The organism is Bradyrhizobium sp. AUGA SZCCT0182 (genome assembly GCF_018130185.1).
GTDB lineage: Bacteria > Pseudomonadota > Alphaproteobacteria > Rhizobiales > Xanthobacteraceae > Bradyrhizobium.
In genome coordinates, this window is the sequence record NZ_JAFCLY010000105.1 from 1 (window position 1) to 1,368 (window position 1,368).

The window sequence follows — 1,368 nt, forward strand, 5'->3', positions numbered from 1 at the left end:
GCTAGAGCTAACACACAATGATGAGCCTCAGTAGCGCACCGCATGGTGAGCGCGGCCTAGAGAGCTATGCAAGACGAACTTAAGGATGGCTAGATGATTGAAGCTCCGCACACCTACCACGCATTATACCTAGTACCCACTTTTCTTGGAACGTGAGTCGTGATTCAAGGTCGGGATGATACCCGAAGCAAGAGAAGTCCACCTTTCGAGGAAAGATCGCAAGGTGCTTGAGGCGTGCTGTCGCTCACCGGTGACGTTGCAGCGCGATTTGAAGCGGGCGCGGATAGTTCTGTTGGCGGCGGATGGGCGCAGCACCCGGTCGATCGCCAAGGAAGTTGGGGTCCAGCCGCGGATTGTCAGCCTTTGGCGGCATCGCTATGCCGACCATGGCCTTGAAGGGCTGCAAGACAAGCCGCGGCCTGGCAAGCAGCCGATCTATACGAAGACGACCGACAAGCGGATTCTGAAGCTGCTGGATAAGCCGCCACCGCAAGGGTTTGCGCGCTGGACCGGCCCCCTGCTGGCCGAGGCGCTGGGCGATGTCGATGTCCAATATGTCTGGCGGTTCCTGCGCAGCCACAAGATTGACCTGGTGGCTCGCAAGTCCTGGTGCGAGAGCAACGACCCGAACTTTACGGCCAAAGCCGCCGATGTTGTCGGCCTCTATGTCGCGCCGCCGGCGAAGGCCATTGTGCTGTGCGTGGACGAGAAGCCCTCGATCCAGGCTTTGGAGCGAGCGCAGGGTTATCTGAAGTTGCCCAATGGCCGCGCCTTAACCGGCCAAAGCCACGATTACAAGCGGCATGGCACCACAACATTGTTTGCGGCGCTCGAAGTCGCCACCGGAAAGATCATCGCGACCCATTCAAAACGCCGGCGCCGCGTCGAGTTTCTCGATTTCATGAACAGCGTCACCGCGGCTTTTCCGAACCGCAAGCTTCACGTCATCCTCGACAACCTCAACACCCATAAAAAGAACGAGGACTGGCTCAAGGCCCACCCCAACGTGCAATTTCATTTCACGCCGACAAGTGCGTCATGGCTCAATCAGGTCGAAGTATGGTTTTCCATCTTGCAGGGGCAGTCGCTCAGCGGCACCTCCTTCACGAGCCTCAAGCAGCTTCAGGAACACATCGATGCCTACGTCAACGCATACAACGACAGAGCCGAGCCCTTCGTCTGGACCAAGAAAAAGGTCCGTCAACGCCGTTTCAAAGGCCGCCGTATCACTCAGCTCTGATTCCGGGTACTAGGGTGTCGTACCAGCTGTTCCAAGCTCAAGCATGCGCTGGCCTCTATCTGAGCGGGCGTCCACCAGCGATAAAATGCGCTCTGTCGAGAGGACGTGCCTTCGCGCACAGGGACAAC

1 protein-coding gene is annotated in these 1,368 nt (G+C 58.1%); it reads left to right on the forward strand.

Annotated features, from left to right (window positions below; translation table 11 throughout):
* The first annotated feature begins 175 nt into the window (after positions 1-175).
* Positions 176-1,240, forward strand: a complete 1,065-nt coding sequence (locus tag JQ611_RS41420) for an IS630-like element ISRj1 family transposase (protein WP_026192128.1) — start codon at positions 176-178, stop codon at positions 1,238-1,240.
* Positions 1,241-1,368 lie beyond the last annotated feature (128 nt).

Bases quoted from the DNA above. Each gene is read 5' to 3' on its own strand.
- JQ611_RS41420 (WP_026192128.1), top strand. From the start codon at position 176: ATGATACCCGAAGCAAGAGAAGTCCACCTTTCGAGGAAAGATCGCAAG.